At 58.4% G+C, this 17769-nt stretch carries 24 protein-coding genes; 11 read left to right on the top strand and 13 right to left on the bottom strand.

The features are described 5' to 3' along the window. Positions 1-39 precede the first annotated feature (39 nt). Entirely contained in the window at positions 40-1293 is a 1254-nt protein-coding gene (locus DXY31_RS03895) for a 1-deoxy-D-xylulose-5-phosphate reductoisomerase (RefSeq protein ID WP_114992341.1), read from the top strand. Further along, positions 1290-1625: a ferredoxin gene (locus DXY31_RS03890; RefSeq protein ID WP_114992340.1), complete on the top strand. Its 336-nt coding sequence runs from the start codon at positions 1290-1292 to the stop codon at positions 1623-1625. The genes DXY31_RS03895 and DXY31_RS03890 overlap by 4 nt, the downstream gene beginning before the upstream one ends. Here DXY31_RS03890 and DXY31_RS03885 read toward each other — a convergent pair. From DXY31_RS03885 to DXY31_RS03870, 4 genes are read right to left on the bottom strand one after another with little or no spacing between them, the layout of a single operon-like run. Beyond that, complete coding sequence (locus DXY31_RS03885; protein ID WP_114992338.1) at positions 1612-2769, bottom strand: alpha/beta fold hydrolase; 1158 nt, start codon at positions 2767-2769, stop codon at positions 1612-1614. The two genes, DXY31_RS03890 and DXY31_RS03885, sit on opposite strands and share 14 nt — an antisense overlap. A gap of 23 nt (positions 2770-2792) precedes the next feature. After that, positions 2793-4214, bottom strand: coding sequence for an NAD(P)(+) transhydrogenase (Re/Si-specific) subunit beta (locus tag DXY31_RS03880; protein ID WP_114992336.1), 1422 nt, complete (start codon positions 4212-4214; stop codon positions 2793-2795). Beyond that, the gene (locus tag DXY31_RS03875) at positions 4214-4558 is read right to left on the bottom strand and encodes an NAD(P) transhydrogenase subunit alpha (RefSeq protein WP_371639061.1); all 345 of its coding nucleotides are present in this window, start codon (positions 4556-4558) and stop codon (positions 4214-4216) included. The genes DXY31_RS03880 and DXY31_RS03875 overlap by 1 nt, the downstream gene beginning before the upstream one ends. Then, positions 4558-5676: an NAD(P) transhydrogenase subunit alpha gene (locus DXY31_RS03870; protein WP_114992335.1), complete on the bottom strand. Its 1119-nt coding sequence runs from the start codon at positions 5674-5676 to the stop codon at positions 4558-4560. Before DXY31_RS03870 ends, DXY31_RS03875 begins: the two co-directional genes overlap by 1 nt. A 145-nt stretch (positions 5677-5821) precedes the next feature. Between DXY31_RS03870 and DXY31_RS03865 the strand changes: the two genes are divergently transcribed. Then, positions 5822-6400: an EF-1 guanine nucleotide exchange domain-containing protein gene (locus tag DXY31_RS03865; protein ID WP_114992333.1), complete on the top strand. Its 579-nt coding sequence runs from the start codon at positions 5822-5824 to the stop codon at positions 6398-6400. Between the two features lie 30 nt (positions 6401-6430). Here DXY31_RS03865 and DXY31_RS16760 read toward each other — a convergent pair whose 3' ends face one another. Then, positions 6431-6607 (bottom strand): hypothetical protein, encoded by a 177-nt coding sequence (locus tag DXY31_RS16760; RefSeq protein ID WP_170953540.1) that lies wholly within the window; start codon positions 6605-6607, stop codon positions 6431-6433. Between DXY31_RS16760 and DXY31_RS16355 the strand changes: the two genes are divergently transcribed. The 4 genes from DXY31_RS16355 to trxB all read left to right on the top strand — a co-directional run bounded on the left by DXY31_RS16355 (position 6606) and on the right by trxB (position 10010). Then, positions 6606-6839, top strand: a complete 234-nt coding sequence (locus DXY31_RS16355) for a hypothetical protein (protein WP_137024889.1) — start codon at positions 6606-6608, stop codon at positions 6837-6839. The two genes, DXY31_RS16760 and DXY31_RS16355, sit on opposite strands and share 2 nt — an antisense overlap. Continuing rightward, positions 6788-8143, top strand: a complete 1356-nt coding sequence (locus DXY31_RS03860) for a DEAD/DEAH box helicase (protein WP_371639084.1) — start codon at positions 6788-6790, stop codon at positions 8141-8143. The genes DXY31_RS16355 and DXY31_RS03860 overlap by 52 nt, the downstream gene beginning before the upstream one ends. Before the next feature lie 96 nt (positions 8144-8239). Beyond that, the gene (locus DXY31_RS03855; protein WP_114992483.1) at positions 8240-8488 is read left to right on the top strand and encodes a hypothetical protein; all 249 of its coding nucleotides are present in this window, start codon (positions 8240-8242) and stop codon (positions 8486-8488) included. Positions 8489-8648: 160 nt separating this feature from the next. After that, positions 8649-10010 carry a thioredoxin-disulfide reductase gene (trxB, locus tag DXY31_RS03850; protein WP_114992328.1) on the top strand — a complete coding sequence of 454 codons (1362 nt, stop codon included), beginning with the start codon at positions 8649-8651 and terminating at the stop codon, positions 10008-10010. A 3-nt stretch (positions 10011-10013) separates the two neighbouring features. Here the strand turns inward: trxB and infA are convergent, their stop codons facing one another. After that, the gene (infA, locus tag DXY31_RS03845) at positions 10014-10283 is read right to left on the bottom strand and encodes a translation initiation factor IF-1 (protein ID WP_006041809.1); all 270 of its coding nucleotides are present in this window, start codon (positions 10281-10283) and stop codon (positions 10014-10016) included. A 228-nt stretch (positions 10284-10511) separates the two neighbouring features. Between infA and DXY31_RS03840 the strand changes: the two genes are divergently transcribed. Together DXY31_RS03840 and DXY31_RS03835 are read left to right on the top strand one after the other, a co-directional pair. Continuing rightward, positions 10512-10760 (top strand): Nif11-like leader peptide family natural product precursor, encoded by a 249-nt coding sequence (locus DXY31_RS03840; protein WP_114992326.1) that lies wholly within the window; start codon positions 10512-10514, stop codon positions 10758-10760. Next, positions 10739-11380, top strand: coding sequence for a pseudouridine synthase (locus tag DXY31_RS03835; protein WP_114992324.1), 642 nt, complete (start codon positions 10739-10741; stop codon positions 11378-11380). Before DXY31_RS03840 ends, DXY31_RS03835 begins: the two co-directional genes overlap by 22 nt. Here DXY31_RS03835 and DXY31_RS03830 read toward each other — a convergent pair. The 5 genes from DXY31_RS03830 to DXY31_RS03810 all read right to left on the bottom strand — a co-directional run bounded on the left by DXY31_RS03830 (position 11349) and on the right by DXY31_RS03810 (position 14695). Further along, a complete protein-coding gene (locus DXY31_RS03830; protein WP_114992323.1) occupies positions 11349-12128 on the bottom strand; it encodes a methyltransferase domain-containing protein in 780 nt (259 codons plus the stop codon). The genes DXY31_RS03835 and DXY31_RS03830 overlap by 32 nt on opposite strands. Then, positions 12128-12343, bottom strand: coding sequence for a hypothetical protein (locus DXY31_RS03825; RefSeq protein WP_114992321.1), 216 nt, complete (start codon positions 12341-12343; stop codon positions 12128-12130). Before DXY31_RS03825 ends, DXY31_RS03830 begins: the two co-directional genes overlap by 1 nt. A 77-nt stretch (positions 12344-12420) precedes the next feature. After that, positions 12421-13383 (bottom strand): NAD(P)H-binding protein, encoded by a 963-nt coding sequence (locus DXY31_RS03820; RefSeq protein WP_114992319.1) that lies wholly within the window; start codon positions 13381-13383, stop codon positions 12421-12423. A 55-nt stretch (positions 13384-13438) separates the two neighbouring features. Next, positions 13439-13537: a cytochrome b6-f complex subunit PetM gene (gene petM, locus DXY31_RS03815; RefSeq protein ID WP_011933540.1), complete on the bottom strand. Its 99-nt coding sequence runs from the start codon at positions 13535-13537 to the stop codon at positions 13439-13441. A gap of 27 nt (positions 13538-13564) precedes the next feature. After that, a complete protein-coding gene (locus DXY31_RS03810; protein WP_244279515.1) occupies positions 13565-14695 on the bottom strand; it encodes a N2,N2-dimethylguanosine tRNA methyltransferase in 1131 nt (376 codons plus the stop codon). 46 nt (positions 14696-14741) lie between these two features. On the opposite strand from DXY31_RS03810, the gene DXY31_RS03805 reads away from it, so the two are divergent. Together DXY31_RS03805 and ilvN are read left to right on the top strand one after the other, a co-directional pair. Beyond that, positions 14742-15722 (top strand): alpha/beta fold hydrolase, encoded by a 981-nt coding sequence (locus DXY31_RS03805; RefSeq protein WP_244279514.1) that lies wholly within the window; start codon positions 14742-14744, stop codon positions 15720-15722. Next, on the top strand, positions 15719-16249 hold the full coding sequence (gene ilvN / locus DXY31_RS03800; protein WP_114992316.1) for an acetolactate synthase small subunit: 531 nt from the start codon (positions 15719-15721) through the stop codon (positions 16247-16249). Before DXY31_RS03805 ends, ilvN begins: the two co-directional genes overlap by 4 nt. Before the next feature lie 14 nt (positions 16250-16263). Here the strand turns inward: ilvN and DXY31_RS03795 are convergent, their stop codons facing one another. Next, positions 16264-16953 carry a peptidylprolyl isomerase gene (locus DXY31_RS03795; RefSeq protein ID WP_114992314.1) on the bottom strand — a complete coding sequence of 230 codons (690 nt, stop codon included), beginning with the start codon at positions 16951-16953 and terminating at the stop codon, positions 16264-16266. 6 nt (positions 16954-16959) lie between these two features. Beyond that, positions 16960-17496, bottom strand: a complete 537-nt coding sequence (locus tag DXY31_RS03790) for a photosystem I assembly protein Ycf4 (protein WP_114992313.1) — start codon at positions 17494-17496, stop codon at positions 16960-16962. Positions 17497-17769 lie beyond the last annotated feature (273 nt).

Below are 17769 nucleotides of genomic sequence, written 5' to 3'. Positions count from 1 at the left end.
AATTGAAGTGGGAGGATGGCTACAACCGCCAGGATCCGCGTGAAAGCCATCAGCGTGCTGGGCTCCACCGGCTCAATTGGTACTCAAACTCTCGAAATCGTTCAAGAGTTCCCGGACCAATTCCGGGTGGTCGCCCTAACAGCCGGTCGAAACCTGCCCCTGCTCGTGGAGCAGATCCAGCGCCACAGCCCCGAAGTGGTAGCCCTCGCTGATGAATCTCTTCTCAAGGAACTGGAGGAGCGGCTGGCTTCGCTCCCTGCAGATCAACAGCCTCAACGGCAACCGGAACTGGTGGGAGGTCCAGGTGGACTGAACGTGGCGGCCTCGTGGGACACAGCAGATTTGGTGGTGACAGGCATCGTTGGCTGTGCAGGCCTGCTGCCAACCCTGGCGGCCATCCAGGCCGGCAAGGACCTGGCACTGGCCAACAAGGAAACCCTGATCGCGGCAGGGCCCGTTGTGCTACCGGAACTCAAGAAAAGCGGCAGCCGCCTCCTGCCAGCTGATTCGGAGCACTCCGCCATCTTCCAATGCCTGCAGGGCACTCCCTGGGCCGACAATGCTCGTCTTTCCACGGGTGTTCCCACTCCCGGCCTACGCCGGATCCAGCTCACGGCCTCGGGTGGTGCATTCCGGGATTGGGCCGCCGCCGATCTGGAGAAAGCCTCAGTGGCCGATGCCACCTCCCATCCCAACTGGAGCATGGGACGAAAGATCACCGTTGACTCAGCTTCGCTCATGAACAAAGGGCTTGAGGTGATCGAGGCCCACTATCTGTTCGGCCTCGACTACGACCATATCGAAATCGTCATTCACCCCCAGAGCATCATTCACTCGATGATCGAGCTGGCTGACTCGTCGGTTCTGGCGCAGCTGGGATGGCCCGACATGAAGCTGCCAATCCTCTACTGCATGAGTTGGCCTTCACGCCTGGTGACCCCCTGGCGTCGACTCAATCTCACCGAGGTTGGGCAACTCACCTTTAACGAACCTGATCCCGCAAAATATCCCTGCATGCAACTGGCCTATGCCGCCGGCAGGGCCGGCGGCACCATGCCTGCAGTGCTCAATGCTGCGAATGAAGAAGCAGTAGCGCAGTTCCTAGAAGAGCGGATTCATTTCCTCGACATTCCCGACCTGATCGAAACCACCTGCGATCGCCACCAATCCGACCGCATCGACCAGCCCCAACTCGATGATGTGCTGGCTGTGGATCAATGGGCCCGTATCGCCGTACGCGAACAGGTTGATCGGGGCACACGCCGACTACCGCTCACCGCCATGGCGGCGTGATCAGTCACCATCTGCTGCTCTGTGCAACAGCCACCAAAGCAAAATGCTGTGATCCTGCCGTCGGCGCAGCCAGCTGGGAGGCCCTCAAGCAAGGCGTGCGAGAGCTGGCACTGGAGCGACCGGACCGACCGGGTGGTGTTGTACTACGCAGCAAGGCTGACTGCCTGAGAGCCTGCGATCAGCAGGGTCCAGTGCTGCTGATTTGGCCGGATGGAATCTGGTATGGAGGCGTCACGCCGGAACGGATCAGACGCATTCTCGAAGAGCACGTGATCGGAGGGCGTCCCTGTGAGGACTGGGTGATCCGACGCAGCCCATTCAGCGAGCGTTAGCAGCGCTGAGTTGGGTCAGCCAGGCTGAGGCCACACGATCGGACCAGCAACCGCTCTCCAGGCTGTCGCCAGGAGCGTGGAAACCGTTATGTCCGCCTCTCTCGGTGAGAAGGACAGAAACAGGGTCACGCTGAGCAGCCGGCTGCACCGCCAGGACGGAGAGCAAACGCTCGGCTCCATCTGCTGGCACCCAAGGGTCATCGAGAGCCTGGAGCAGAAGGGTGGGAGGCAATAAGCGCCGATCATCGAGCAGAAACGGCAAGGGAGATGCCTTTGAGTAATAGGCCTCGACGGAATCGAACCCCCATCGGGGAGCCGTGACTGCTGCATCAAAGGAACGGATCGACCGAGGAGGACTGTGGGTCAGTGATCGATCCTCCTGCGGGCTCACGCCGAAGGGATCTGCCAGCGTTTGTTTCACCAGACGTTGCAGCAACCATCGCTGATAGACACGATTGCGCGGTCGTTCGATTGAGGCGCTGCAGGCAGCTAGATCCAGGGGACTGCTGGCGCAGAACAATCCATCAAACACCAACTGATCGGAGGGAAGTCCGGCTTTAGCCCTCTCCTTAGCGCTGGCCAGGCAACCGTTCAGGAGCATCGTGCCACCGAGAGAGACCCCAGCACCGAAGAGGGGCAAAACGGAACTGGATGGGGCCAGCTGCCGGCAAAGCTCACGGGCACGAGCGATCACTGGCAGCAAATCACTATTGCAAGCAGCGGCATAGGTGCCACCAGCCAAATCTCTTCCGGGGTCGGCTCCCCGCAGATTGAGCCTCAGCACAGCAAACCCATGCCTCTGCAGGCTGAGAACCAGCCGGCGAAGGCCCTCCCGACGGCTGGAACCACCGAGACCGTGAAGGGCCAGAACAAGCGCTTGTGGAGGCACGGGATCACCCCCAGGCGTAGGCAGGGGACGATCCAGAAAGGCCAGCAACTCGCCGGCGGCTGCAGCGCCACTGGCAAGGGCAGGCACAGCAATCCGAATCGGCTCTGCCTGGTCCTCGGGTAAGGCAACCGGTCGAATCGTGTCGCGCAAAGTTTGCAGGTCACCGCCGAACCAAGGCCAGCGCTGTTGATAAGTCCCAACCCCCAGTTGCTCGAGCAACTGGGGGTTGGGCTGAAGGCTGAAATGGGAACCCATCAAAGACCGTTCAAACGATCTGATCACTTCTTACCAACACCAAGCTCCTTCAGCTCACCGAGCAAATCACCCAGAACTTTCTTGGCATCACCGAACACCATGGACGTGTTGGCAAGCTCAAAGAGATCGTTCTTGATCCCGGAATATCCAGCACTCATACCTCGTTTCACGACAAAGACCGTGCGGGCTTGCTGAACATCAAGCACTGGCATCCCATAGAGGGGAGATTCAGGGTCGTTCTTGGCCTGGGGATTGACGACATCATTTGCACCCAACACCAGAACCACATCCGTGGCCGGAAAATCAGGATTAATGATGTCCATTTCCTTCAGCTGCTCATAGGGCACATCGGCTTCCGCAAGCAGCACATTCATATGACCGGGCATGCGCCCAGCCACGGGATGAATGGCGTAATCAACCTGAATACCAGCAGCTTCCAGGGAACGGGTGACCTCCCTGAGCGTGTGCTGGGCCTGGGCAACTGCAAGGCCATAGCCGGGCACAATCACCACCCGCTCAGCCGCTTCAAGGGTGAGTGCACACTCCTCAACGCTACAGCTGGTGATGTTGGTGTATTCACCACCGCCACCCCCGGAAGAGGAGCCAGCCCCCAGCGCTCCACCAAACAGCACCGAGACCAGTGAGCGATTCATGCCGTTGCACATCACCTGGGTGAGGATCAGACCAGCGGCCCCGACCATGGCACCCGCCACGATCAGAAGCTGGCTGCCCACCACAAAACCGGCTGCAGCCGCGGCCACACCGGAATAACTGTTCAGCAGAGAGATCACCACAGGCATGTCTGCGCCGCCGATCGGCAGGGTGACGCCGATGCCGAGCAGGCCAGAGGAGATCACCAGCAACCACAGCCCGGCCTGACTACTGCCATCGGAAGCGATCAGCTTGATCGCCGCCACAAGACAAACAACGGCCAGGGCAATGTTCACCAGATGGCGGATCTTGCTTTGCATCCACGGCGGCGTTGAAAGCCAGCCCTGCAATTTGGCCATTGCCACGATCGAGCCTGTGAAGGTGATGGAGCCAACAAAGACGGAAATCACAATCGACACAACCGCCACGAGAGTGCCGTCATCGAGTGTTCCTGGGAAGAGTGCTGCCGCCAGGGCCACCAACAGCGATGACATGCCGCCGCAGCCGTTAAACAGCGCCACGGTTTCGGGCATGGAGGTCATGGGAACCCGTTGGGCTGTGATCGCTCCCAGCACTCCACCGACAAGTGAGCCAACGATGATCCAAGCCCATGCCTGTCCATCGAAGCTTGGGGTGCCCAGATAACTGATCAGCAGTCCAATCACAGCGAGTGCCATGGCCACTGCGGCGAGCTGATTGGCACTCCGCGCAGAACGCACCTTGGAAAGTCCTTTAATGCCCAGTGCCAGCAGCAAAACGGCGACGAGGTCGATGGCGTAGTTCAGGAACTCCATCAGCTGTTCTCCTTGCGGGCGGGCTTGCGGCTGAACATGGCGAGCATGCGGTCGGTGACCAGGAAGCCACCGATCACGTTGAAAAGAGCAAAACCAAGGGAGACCGAGCCGAGAACGAGGAGAGGGGTGCTTCCATCGGCTTTGATGATTGCGGTGAGTGCGGCCAGCATCGTGATGCCGGAGATGGCATTGGCACCGCTCATCAAAGGCGTGTGCAGCGTTGGGGGGACCTTGCCGATCAATTCGAAGCCGAGGAGGCTTCCGAGCAGCAGGACCCAGAGGGCATTCACCAAAGGTGGGGTTTGGGAGGCAGTGGCCGCACCCATGAGAAGAAGGGAATGCATCAGTTGGCTCCTGGGGTAAGAACGTCTCCACGGCGGATGGTGCCGTCCTGACTGATCAGGCATCCGGCGATCAGCTCGTCTTCGCTGTCGAGAGTGAGCTGACCATCCTTCAGGGTCGGTTGAAGCAAAGCCAACAAATTGCGGGCGTACATCGCACTGGCGTGATTGGGAACCGTGCAGGGCAGATCGTTGGCACCGATCAGCTTCACGCCATTGCGATCAATGGTCTCAGCGGGAACGGTGTCGGCACAGTTGCCTCCCTGAGCAACCGCCAGATCCACAACGACGGCTCCCGGACGCATGCGATCCAGCATGTCCTCACTAATCAGCCTTGGAGCACGACGACCTGGAACCTGAGCTGTGCAGATGGCCACATCCGCCTCTGCCAGCTGGTCGGAGAGCTGCTGCCGTTGCGCTGCCAGAAAAGCGTCGGAGGCCTGCTTGGCATAGCCACCGGCCTCAGCAGGCTTGTCCTCCATCTCAGGAGGATCGATGAAACGGGCTCCAAGCGATTCCACCTGTTCCTTCACAGCAGGGCGAATGTCGCTCACATAAACAACAGCGCCTAGCCGCCGTGCCGTGGCAACCGCCTGCAGGCCTGCCACTCCGGCACCAAGAATCACAACACGAGCTGGCTGCACGGTGCCGGCAGCCGTCATCAGCATCGGAAAATAACGGTCCAGCGCCGCCGAAGCCAGGAGCACCGACTTGTACCCGGCAATGTTGGCTTGCGACGACAACGCATCAGCGGACTGCGCACGGCTGATGCGAGGAAGCAGTTCAAGAGCCATGGCCGAAAGACCAGCTTGACGCAGAGCCGCAGCCAGCACAGTGTTCGCGTAAGGAGCGAGAAGACCTACCACTAGAGCTCCACGACGGAGCTGACTCAACGCATTGGCAGCTGGTGCCTGGACACAGAGCAACAGATCAGCTTGAGACCAGGCCGTGCTGTCCCCGCAGGGCACAAGTTCAGCTCCAGCCTCGGCATAAGCCTGATCCAGATAGCCAGAAGTTTGTCCAGCACCTTTCTCGAGGACGACCCTGCAGCCGAGTGCAGAGAATTTCTTAACGGTTTCCGGAGAGGCCGCAACGCGGGTTTCGCCCGCTGCGGTCTCCACCGGAATCAACAGTATGGGCAAGATCGTGATATCGCCGACCCACTCGAGATTACGAGGTCACGGGTTGAGGAGGCCTGCATCTTTTCTGAAGAAGCGGTTTGAGCTTCAAGCCTGTAGCTAGGGAAAGGGTCCTGTCTGCAACAGCATGGGACTCACCGCAATCGAATGCCCTGATGGCGTCTGCCACAGCCACCACGGCGGTCATGCCGTGGACCGCATCACCATGGAACACCTCCTGGCTGAACACGGCCGTGAATGGTGCGAACGCCTGGCGGAGCGCATTTATGAAATGTCGGTGGACACGTTCTCCCAGACCGTGATGCCAAGCCTGCATGCAGCGGGCTGGCAGCGACGTCATCTCGACTGGGAGTTCAAGCTCAGAGAACTGGATTCCGAACCTGATCGCACCCTGGTGGATGGAATCATCAACGCCACTGAAAGCTTTCTGCGAAGTAGTGAGGTGCATCGCCTGTTCATCCAGGAGCTCGTCCAGGGGACGTTCGATGAAGCTTCAGACGATCACCTGCGAGCAGAAGCCGTGCGGCACTTGATCGACGAGGAGATTATGGCCCTTCTTGAAAAGAACAGACCTGAACTGATGGATCGCCTCACATCCAAAATGATGGAACCAGCAGGCGGCCAAGTTGATCGTGCTCAGAAGGCCGCTTCAGAGGGTTTGATGGAAGTGGAGCGGTTGCTCTGCAATCACACCGAATCGCTCTGAAGCATTAGTTCAAAGATCAGGCATGGAGCTTCAAAACATCGGCTGAAGCTCCTCCTCCACCGCCAGCGCCTGCGGGCGAAGGCCCTGACCATGGAGCAGGCGCACCCGAAGAATCAGCGGGTCAAGGTCGCACTCCAAGGTCCAGCAACGCTCCAGACAACGGCGCGAATCAGGACTGGACGAATAACGGAGAAGGCTTCTGGCCATGGCGGCAGGGGGCCGAACCCCAGGGGCTGATGGTCGGAAGTTAAGGGTGGCGCAACCGATTGGAATGGTTAGAAAGACCTATCTTTCCCTGTCGCCATCAACTCACCGTCCTTTGCTCTTGGTGCTGAGCTTTCATCCCGGGCGATTCGGCCTAGGCAATGGCAGCAGCAGCTCATTCAGCTGCTGCGCAGACGGCTGGATCCAGGCACGACTGCTGCACGTGATGTTCTGATTCACGCCGGTCCAGGCGCTGGCAAGACTCTTGGCGCTTTGCTGTCTTTTCAGGTGATGCAGTCGGAGGGCAGGCTCCAACGCGCTCTGATTTTCTGTCATCGCACCTCGATTCTCAGCCAGTGGCAGGGTGCTGCAGCCCAGCTGGGTCTGCGACTTGATCTCTGGAACGGACCTAAGAGCGCCTCAGATGCTGCCGACGGTTGGCTGATCAGCTATCAGGGTGCCGGGCGTCAGCAGGAAGCGCTGAAAACCGAACTCGGCCGCTGGAACCAGGAACTGCTTCTGGCCATTGCCGACGAAGCGCATCACCTGGGAGTAGACCCCGATGAACCCGACGGGCCTGTTTGGGGGCGAACGTTTCTTGAGCTCAGCAGCCATGCCCGCCTGCGACTCGGTTTAACAGGAACACCCTTCCGTGCCGACAACCTCGCGTTCTGCGCCGCCAGACGGGTGCGGGTGGAGGAAGCAGGCCAGCTCGTGGAGCAGATCCATCCTGATCTTTCCGTGGAACCGAGAGAACTGATCGAAGCTGGCGATGTTCGTCCTCTGGAATTTCGTTTCCAAGACGGATGGGTGGAACATGGCCAAGAAGGATTGCCTGACCGTGAGGTTTCCCCATTATCAGCTGAGCAGAGGGAAAGCTGGAGAGCGCGAAATCTGCGCCGCGCTATTCGTCTTTCCGACAGCAGCAGCATTGCCCAGCTGCTGCTGCTGAGAGCCCGAACCAAGCTCGAAAGCGTGCGCAAACGTCATCCACGTGCCGGAGGGCTGGTAATCGCCCGCGATATTGAGCACGCTCGCAGCATCACCCTGCTACTGGAGGAGGAGGGCGATCAGGTTGATCTGGTGCATTCTCAAGACCCTGGAGCTCCAGAACGCCTGAATGGCTTTCAATGCGGTGAGGCCGACTGGCTGGTGAGCATTGATATGTGCGCGGAGGGATTCGATGCCTCACGACTCAGGGTGGTTGCTTACCTGACCACGGTTGTGACACGCAGTCGTTTCGTTCAGGGAATCACGAGAGCCGTGCGCATGTGCAGTGAAAGAGCCTCGCTGGAAGCGGTGCCACGCGAACCCTCCTATGTCTTTGCTCCGGCCGATCCACTGCTGATGCAGTACGCCCGCAGCTGGTCGCTGTCTGAGCCCTACAGAATTGCAGCGCCGCAAAGAGCAGAGGACAGCGACAGCGATTTGGCAGGCGACTGGCGAGGGCCGTCACTACCGATGGAAGCGATTGAGGACGGCGCAGGTGCTGTAATTCGCATGCGCACCCCGCAGTTACCCAGATTTTTGCAGCGTTGAAAACATTTTTTCCCAAGAAAAAATGCGACATTCTGCGAATTCCGGCCTGATTTGGACCCACCAACCATCAGCCTGGTCGCCATCTGGGAGACAGACATGGACGCAGCAATTGAACGTCGAGTCAACGTTGCCACCTGCTGGGCAACAACCCGGATTGCAGTTCTGGACAGCACTGAGCGCTACGAAGACAGCTATGCACTCACGCAGGAATTCAGGGAATGGATCACCTGCTTAGGGGAGCACCCTGAACTACTTGAGGACTCTGTCTTAAGCGTTCAGCGAACACAAGGCAAGCACCATCACCTCGAACTTGACGGAGCAGCCGACGGAGCCATTGAAATCTAAGGAAAGCCTTAAATTTGCAATGAATCCTTGAGTCTTTTTGTCCAATTTGTACATCTGGGCGGAACAAATTCCACCCAGATTTTTTAATTGACCGCCCTGGCGCTCCCGCTAGCAAGACGTTGCAGAGATTAAGGTCAACTCATAGTCACTCCGGATAAGCATGGCGGTCGAAAATCTGGTGATCGTGGGGTCCGGCCCAGCCGGATATACCGCTGCCATTTATGCCGCCCGCGCTAATCTCAATCCCTTGCTGATCACAGGGTTTCAGACAGGTGGCATCCCCGGTGGCCAGCTGATGACCACCACCCATGTTGAAAACTTCCCCGGATTTCCAGACGGTGTTCTCGGTCCAGATCTGATGGATCTAATGAAAGCCCAGGCCACGCGCTGGGGAACAAGGCTGCTTGAAGCTGATGCCGACCGTATTGATCTCAGCCAGCGTCCCTACCGGATTGAAGTTGAAGGTCTGATTGTTGAATCGCAATCGGTGATCATCGCCACAGGGGCCCGTGCCAACCGCCTTGGACTGCCGAATGAAGAACGGTTCTGGAGTAAGGGCATCAGTGCCTGCGCCATTTGCGATGGCGCGACTCCTCAATTTCGCAATGAACAATTAGCCGTGGTTGGCGGTGGTGATTCAGCCTGCGAGGAAGCCGTTTATCTCACCAAATACGGCAGCCATGTGCATCTTCTGGTGCGCTCAGACCGTTTGCGCGCCAGTGCAGCCATGCGTGATCGCGTTCTGGCCAATCCTCAGATCAGCGTGCACTGGAACACTCAAGTGAGTGACGTTCGAGGTGACAACTGGCTGAGCAGCCTCAACTTGCATCGGCGTGACAGCGGTCTCGATGAGGAGCTGGCTGTTCGGGGCATGTTTTATGCCATCGGACATACACCCAACACAGAGCTTGTTCGCGACCAGCTCGACTGCGATCCAATCGGTTATTTGATCACCCAAGCGGGTCGTCCCGAGACCTCCATGGAGGGTGTTTTCGCAGCAGGCGACGTTGCTGATGGCGAATGGCGTCAGGGAGTCACAGCCGCTGGCAGCGGCTGCCAGGCCGCCCTCGCTGCCGAACGATGGCTCAGTCATCACCATCTGGCCACACTGGTGAGCCGAGATCACTCTGAGCCAGTCAAGGCAGAGACGCCGCAGAGCACAGCTGAAACAACTGAAGCGACTTACAACTCAAACGCGCTCTGGCAGAAGGGCAGCTATGCCTTGAGAAAGCTTTATCACGACAGCAACAGGCCATTGCTGGTGGTCTACACCTCCCCAAGTTGTGGCCCCTGCCACGTGCTCAAGCCCCAGCTCCAGCGAGTGCTGGATGAACTCCACGGAGAAGCCCAGGGAATTGAGATCGATATCGAAACCGATCAGGAGATTGCTCAGCAGGCTGGAGTCAATGGCACACCCACAGTTCAGCTGTTTTTCGCTAAGCAACTGAAGCAGCAATGGCGTGGGGTAAAACAACGCAGTGAGTTCATGGACTCAATCCGCTCGGTGCTTACCGAAGCCTGAGCCTTAACGGCGACGAGGGCCACCAGGACGGTTACCACCGGGACGACCTCCGGGGGCTCCAGCGTTGCGCTCCCTGTAGGTGATCCGGCCACGAGTCAGGTCGTAAGGGCTGATTTCCACAAGCACTTTGTCTCCAGCCAGCAGCTTGATTCGGAACTTGGTGAGTTTGCCCGCTGCGCGGCAGAGGCATTGATGACCTGCGGGCTGTTCCAGGGTCACCAGGTAAAACCCGTTGCCCTGTTCCTTCTCGATCACACCCGAGGTTTCAATCATGCGCCGGCATTGACCCGCAAAACGTTTCTGCATTTTAGGAGGCCGCCTGCTTCCTGAGCAGCCTCACTGCGGATGACCACTCCCTAAGGTCGACTGATTCTGAAACGAGACGATGATTCTTCCTCCCCTCTCCATGGATCTGGGGCTGCTGATGATTTCCATCGGTGCTGTGAACCTGTGGCGTGCCCGCCAGAAATCCACCTAATCTTTTGGAAACGCCAAATCGCCGTGTCCGAGTCCGCTCTCGCCTCTTTCGTAAACCTGACGCAGTCTGATTCCCAGGTCCGCGAACAGGTGCGTCAGGCCGCGACTCCCATGCATGTGGTGAACCTGGCCAAGGAAAAGGGGCACGTGTTCACCCAGGCCACCATGATGAGAATGCAGGCGGAAAAAATGAAGCACCTGCATGATGACCACATCAACGATGCTTCCAGCTGGGGGGAAGCGCTGTTGATCTGCTTCGGAAACCACTCCTGACGGTTCTGCTTCACAAGCCATACGGAGTCCTGAGCCAGTTCACACCAGAACCAGGCAGCCGATGGGGATGCCTTTCCGACTGGATAACTGTCCCTGATGTCTATCCAGCGGGTCGTCTAGACGCCGACAGCGAAGGATTGCTGCTGCTCACCGCCAATGGTCGTCTGCAACAACGACTGACAAACCCACGCTTCGGCCATTGGCGCACTTACTGGGTGCAAGTTGAAGGCAGTCCTGATCAAGCTCAGCTTGATGCACTTTGCAATGGGGTGATGGTCAAGCAGCAGCTCACAAAGCCTGCACGGGCCCAACGTCTAGCTGCCGAACATCAGCAGACACTCACGCAACGCAACCCGCCAATCCGCACCAGGCTGAGCATTCCCACCGCATGGCTTGAACTGAGCCTGAGGGAGGGGCGCAACCGCCAGGTGCGTCGCATGACAGCGGCAGTAGGACTCCCCACGCTGAGGCTGATCCGCCACAGCATTGATCTGATGGATGGAGGTCTGCCTCTTAGCATCCGCGGCCTTGCATCAGGTCAATGGCGTGAGCTCGCTGCCGATGAGCATCAACGTCTGGTGGCGCTGCTCAACCAACAGCCAAGACGCCGGTCAGTGTGACAGCACGGAATTCGATGCCTTCGACAACACGCCAGGGCTGAGCCGAGCGGTCGGCATAGCGCACATCCTCAAAGCCAAGTGCCCGAAAATCAGCAAGAAAAGCCTGCTCTTCCCATGCACCGCTGATGCAGCCGCTCCAGAGATCTGGATCTTGCTGAAGATGCTGTGGAACAGGGCGATCACACACGATGTCGCTGATGGCGACGCGGCCTGAGGGACGAAGCACTCTGCGGATGTTGGCGAGCAGAGCCGCGCGCGCTGAAGGATTCACCAGATTGAGCACACAGTTGCTCAACACCACATCGATGCTGGCTGAGGGAATCAGCAGCTCACCCGTCGGGGTAAGCGCATCCAAGGCTTCGATCGAACCCTCCAAAAACTGAACGTTGCTGAAACCGACTCTCTCGGCCACCACAGGCGCCGCAACACGAGCAAGCTCCAACATGTCGGCATTGCGATCGACCCCGATCACTGCACCACCCGCCCCCACAACCTGGGCACAGATGAAGGCATTTTTGCCGCTGCCACTGCCAAGATCCAGCACGGTGTCACCAGAGCGAACCCAGCGCGTCGGGTTGCCGCAACCGTAATCACGCTCCACGACCTCCTCAGGAATGACCTCCAACAAGGAGGCATCAAAATCGACAGGCGTACAGAGACAGGCTTCCTGCTCCAATGCGGCTGCGCCGTAACGCTCTTCAACGGCCTGGGTTTGATCCAGTGCCGGTCCACAACACCCTTCACTCATCAGCCGAGAGCCTCCTGCAATTCGCGCACAGTTGACCACTGACCGTAGTAGTAATTGGCGCTAGCTCGGCGATCGCTGTCGTCGAGACTGTCGAAGGCGTCGAATCCCACACTGCGCCAAAGATCGTGACCACAAGTGCGGTCAAGCTCAGTCTCGGCTTCACGGGCAAGGTTTTCGAGACGTCGCTGCAGATTTTTGACTTGAGCGACAGACATCTCAGAACAAGGAAAGTAAATCAACTATATCGACAAGACTAGTACGCATCAACTAGTCACGATGGGCTTTGTTTTGATCAGAACGGCAGCTTCTTCTTGGCATCCTTGTCGAGGTCGGCTTCCATCTCCCGCAGACGCTTGAGGATTGAGTCGTAGTACTCCTTGACGTAGTCCTCCAGATGAGTGATCTCACCGGGATCAATCCCGAAGCTCTGATAGGTCTCTTCCATTGGCGCATCCATGGACACACCACCGCCGGACACCTCAGCGAAAGCGAGACGCTCCGCAACGTTCACAGCAGGTTCAAAGAAAGAACACATGCCCTCTGTGAATCGCATGATGAAGGAGGGCACTCGAAACACCCTCGCTGACTTGTCAGCAGCTCGTTCGCAGAGCTGAACAACCTCCCCGCTATTCCAGGCCTTGGGCCCCACAACAGGAAATGTTTTGCGCACCGTCTCCGCATGGTCAAGTGCAGCCACGGCGAAGCGAGCCATGTCTTGGGTATTCATATAGGCAATGGATGTGGGACTGCCGCTCACCCAAACGGTCTGGCTCTCCAGAACAGGAATGGCGAACTGACTGATCACGCCCTGCATGAACGCCACACCTTGAAGGATGGTGTAATCAAGCTCTGATTCCTTGAGAAGCTTTTCAGTGCAGTACTTGATGTCCATCAACGGCACATCACGGTGCTGTTCAGATTTAAGAAGCGAGAGGAACACGAAACGGTTCACTCCGGAGCGTTCACAGGCTCTGAGGAGATTGAGCTTGCCGTCCCAGTCTGTTTGATAAACACTCTTTGGATCGTCGGGGCGGCTCGTGGCCGCATCGATCACCGCATCAACTCCGTCAAGGGCGTAATCGAGGCTGGCTGGATTGAGCAGGTCACCGCGAGTGAGTTCACAACCCCACTCCTGAAGAAAGGACGCTTTTCTTGGCGTTCTCACCATGCAGCGAACGTCATGACCTTGGTCGAGAGCCCTGCGGGCAATCTGCCTGCCCAAGGTTCCTGTTCCACCGACCACAAGAACCTGCATAGGGCTTTCAAAGTCCAGCGAGGAGCTTAGTTGGCGTTCCCTCGCATTGCGGGGATCAGTCCTTTTGAAGCTTCAACAGCAAGGCGCCACCGGCCAGGCCCACGGGAATCAGCACCCAAAACACAGCTGCAATCCCGAAAATCTCCGAAGCCATCGAACAGCCTTCTAAATCAGCCCCTATTTAACGATCTCCAGTCACGTGTTGAACGCATTGTTGTAATAACTCAGCCATGGGCGCATCGGTGCGCAACTGGCCAGTCATGACGGCGCTAGGGCATGCCTGATGTCCTGCGCTCTGGAGCGACTGAATGAGCTCCTGCAGCGGAGGAGTTCCGGCAAGAGAGAGCCGACTGGCAAGCTCAGCGGTGGACCAGCAGCAGACCGGCAATCCGCAGTCGCTCTGCAGGCGTTGCAGCAGACGTCGCCCAGCAGATGAAAGGGTGTCTGGGTGTGAGTCGGCAAGCTTGAGCAACTGACCCAGAACTGCAGGCATCTGCAGGGGACCGAGCCAGAGCGGCCCTGTAATCGCCCACTTCCCCTGGCCATCTGTGCAGCGACAGGATCTCCAGCCCGAGAGCTTCAAGAGAGGTTGCACAGCTTGATCACCACAGCGCTCGCACCGAGCCAGCAGGCCCAGCTGCGATTCCTCATCAGCGGCGAGGCGCTGGCGCAACCGCACCGCGAGCCGGAATGTGCGGCCTTCACTGAAACTGGCAACGGGTTCAAGCCCCCGCCCCAATTGCCAGGCTTCTCTGGCCAGCACGGCCAACTGAAGTCGCAAAGCCAGCTCCCAACTGGCGGGATGTGCTCGCGCCGCTGCCCCAAAATGACGCACCGCCGCAGGGCGATCATGGCCGGTTGGCGAACGTCCATCGGTGCTTGCGAGGACCAGCAGACCATCGAAGCGAAGCACTGCCAAAGCCGACTGAAGCAGGGCATTCGGACAACCGAAGGCATCCATATCGATCAGATCAAAGAAGGTCTGATCGAGATACGCCTGGCGCAGCAAACGCTCTGCCGCCCTATGTGTGGTCGTCAACGACACACCCCGAATACCCTGCAGAAGCTGAAGGTTCGATGCCAGCAAAGAGCTGCGATCTGGATCGGCATCGTTCAACCAAAGCTCCAGATCGGGTCTGGCTTCGGGATAGGCCTCGAGTCCCCAACGCAAACCACGAATGCCACAACCGGCCATGAGGTCAAGCCAACGCAGTGGCCGTTGTGCGGCTGAAGCCTGGTGGGTCGCCAGCAGGACTGACAGGTCCCTCGAAGGTCGCGAATCCTTTCGAAAAAACCCAGATCCTGTCTGCAAGCAGACAGCTCCTTCGCGATAGTGAGAAACCGGTGTTTCCAGGCGCGTGCACGCAACCGCTTCCCAGCCTGCCTCCAGCGGTGCCGACTGGGGAGAAGCCAACACATGGCGCTGGATGAATCTCAATTGTCACTGGCGCGTTCTGGGGGAGACCTCAGCTACACCGATCGTGCTGATTCACGGCTTCGGCGCCAGCAGCAGCCACTGGAGACATAACGCCGGAGCTCTTGCCGCAGCGGGCTACCAGGTGTTCAGTCTTGACCTGATCGGCTTCGGGCGCTCTGACCAGCCAGGCCTTAATCGGCGCTACTCACTCAACAACCAATTCTGGTCGAGGCAACTAGCGGCATTTCTCGAAGAGGTGGTGGAGCAACCAGCGGTGCTTGTGGGCAACTCACTAGGCGGCCTCACTGTTCTAACCACCGCTGCGCTGCGACCCGAACTGGTGAAAGCGGCCATTGCAGCGCCTCTGCCGGACCCAACCCTGCTACGTCCCCTGCCAAAACAGCAGGCCCGCTGGCTGGAGCGGTTACGACGCATCACGGTGACGGCGATCTGCCGCCTGCTACCCCTGGAACTGATCGTGCCACTGATCGCGCGTACACCTTTGCTACGGGCTGGTCTTCAAGGTGCCTATCAGCGATCAATCAGATCCGACCGGGAGCTGCAAGCACTGATCGCCCAACCTGCCCTCAGGGTTACAGCTGCTCGGAGCCTGCGCGCCATGAGCGTAGGCATGGCTCTCCGCCCCAGAAACGCCACGGCACCAGTACTGCTGCAACGGCTGCAGACCCTGCGCAACACTCCTCCTGTGCTGTTGCTTTGGGGGCGCCAGGATCGATTTGTGCCGTTAATGATCGGCGAATTGGTCAAATCTCAGCACCCATGGGTGGAGCTCAAGGTGATCGAAAACGCCGGCCATTGCCCCCACGACGAAACTCCCGAGCTCTTTCACCTGGAATTGCTGCACTGGCTGGACCGTAATTTGGGAGGCACAAGCGCAACAGGGATCGGTCACCAGGAATGAAGCACACTCTGTCGGTTCTGGTGGAGGACGAATCCGGCGCCCTCAGCCGTATCGCCGGCCTGTTCGCTCGCCGCGGCTTCAACATCGACAGCCTTGCGGTCGGTCCTGCTGAGGCTGTTGGTCGCTCAAGACTGACCATGGTGGTCGAGGGCGACGAGCAGACCGTTCAACAGATGACCAAACAGCTCGACAAACTTGTCAATGTGCTGCAGGTTCTCGACCTCTCCCAACGTCCTGCCGTGGAACGCGAGTTGATGTTGATGAAAGTTTCCGCACCGGCGGCGCAGCGCAGCGCAATCCTGGAATTGGTTCAGGTGTTCAGAGCCAAGGTGGTCGATGTGGCGGACGATGCTCTGACCCTGGAGGTTGTCGGTGATCCAGGCAAACTAGTTGCGCTAGAACGCCTAATGACTCCCTACGGCATTGAGGAAATCGCTCGAACTGGCAAGGTTGCACTGGAAAGAGCTTCAGGGGTGAACACCGAAATGCTCAAGGCTTCAAGCAGCGGCGGGCGCGTACCCGCCTGAGCATTTCTTGCCATTCAGAGGCCTGGCGTCAACACCCTGGCCTTCACGAGGGTGTCGTCCTGGCGGATGGCATCCACCACATCAAGACCTTCCGTCACACGCCCAAAAACGGCGTAACGACCATCCAACTCTGGGAGGGGCTTCAGTGCGATGTAAAACTGTGCGCTGGCTGAATCTGGGGCCTGGGACCGAGCCATCGCCAGGGCGCCGCGTTCATGGCTGAGCTTCAGCTGCAGAAGCTCAGTGGGATTGCTGACAACCCTTCCGTAACGGGGTTGATCTTCGCCGTTGAAGGAAAGCTCAAGAGGCACAAATCGGGCCTGGCCGGTGGTTGGATCCACGAAGCTGCCTGTTCCATACTGCGACTTCGGAGTCGCTGGATCACTGGAGGAGGGATCGCCGCCTTGAATCACAAATGGAACAGGGTCCCGAACCACGCGATGAAAAACGGTGCCGTTGTAAGCACCTCTTTGAACCAGATCCAAGAAATTTCCAGCCGTCACAGGAGCGGCATCTCCATCGAGTTCAAGAGTGATCGAACCCTTGCTGGTGGTGAGCTCAACGCTGGCCTTGCCCTGAAGACAAGGGCTGCTGGCCTGGTCGCAACCAACCGGCATCGAAGCTGTAGTGCTGGACGCGCAGCTCACTAGCAGCGGCAGACATAAGGCAAGTGTTAGGAGTGATTGAAGTGATTGACGGATCATGGTCGTTTAGAGGCCTTCCAGATTCACATTTAGAAAGCGTGCAAGCTCAGCCCCGTCCTGCTCAAGCTGAGCGAGAGGAAGAGGCTCACCCACTCTGGTGAGTGGCATGTCACGTCGACCCTGCACTCGCAGAGAAACACGACGTCGGGTGTTGAAGCCGTCACGAACCTCGACCTTGACAGCTTTGATGTCTTTGATCGGAATTTCGACACTGATCGGCTTGCGAAAGCCCCTCCGAGAAATGGTGACGACCCCTGACGCTTTGTCGAACCGATTCATGCCGGCACCCACGTCAATGGCGATCACCGTCCAGAGATAGGTGGCCAGAAGGGCCGCAGCAATGCTGTACAGCCCCATCACCAGACCCTGAGGGACGAATACAAGTCCTGCGGGGTGACCGAGCGGAAGCAGATCACGCCCCAAATAACTAGAGAGTGAGGCGAACAAAAAGCCAACACCACCGATGGTGACCATGCCGGCGACCAAGACATTGGACAGCCGCCGTGAACCGACGACAGGTTGTTCAAGCAGATCAGCGGCCATCACAGCCCGGAAGCAGCGCCCATTGTGACCTCTGAAGCAGCAGGGATGGCGATGTTTGGCGGCACTGCCACAAAGGCTGCGAACAAAGCGGAAGAAACCCCGAAGAAATGTTCCGATACAAGGGATTTCAGGTGACTGGATTTCCCCCCGCAACCTTCGCTGAAATTGTTAATGTCGCCGGGTATCCCACAGCCTGCGGATATCCGCACCCGTTCTCACTCATGACGATCGCTGTAGGACGCGCGCCACAGCGGGGATGGTTTGACGTCCTCG

It is taken from the genome of Synechococcus sp. UW179A (genome assembly GCF_900473965.1).
Taxonomy (GTDB): Bacteria; Cyanobacteriota; Cyanobacteriia; order PCC-6307; family Cyanobiaceae; genus Synechococcus_C.
This window is presented reverse-complemented; position numbering and strand designations above follow the sequence as displayed.